The following is a 308-nucleotide window of genomic DNA, read 5'->3' on the forward strand; positions in this document are numbered from 1 at the left end:
GTGGGTATAGTAATATTTACACTATAAGCGGGAAGGAAGCCATTACCCTGTACTGTTACGGGAATACCAACCCTTAAGCCTGTGGTAGTGATTTTCCCCTGATGGTCTATTACTAGGGGCTCCTGAGCACCATCTGCTGCAATATTCCTCTGCCAAAGAGCTTCAGAACGGGGGTTAATGTTATAAGGGAAATAATCGGCATCATAAATCGAAGCAATACGCTTCTTCCCGCTTTCTAATGTTATGCTGAAATACGAGTCTAGTGCCTGTAATACGACTTGAGCCTCTATCAGAAGAGGGAAAAACAC

1 pseudogene is annotated in these 308 nt (G+C 43.8%); it reads right to left on the reverse strand.

The window, feature by feature from the left end:
- A pseudogene (locus F1003_RS16990) lies at nucleotides 1-308 on the reverse strand (hypothetical protein); the annotation flags it as partial.

Source organism: Winogradskyella ouciana (assembly GCF_009709615.1).
Taxonomy (GTDB): Bacteria; Bacteroidota; Bacteroidia; order Flavobacteriales; family Flavobacteriaceae; genus Winogradskyella; species Winogradskyella ouciana.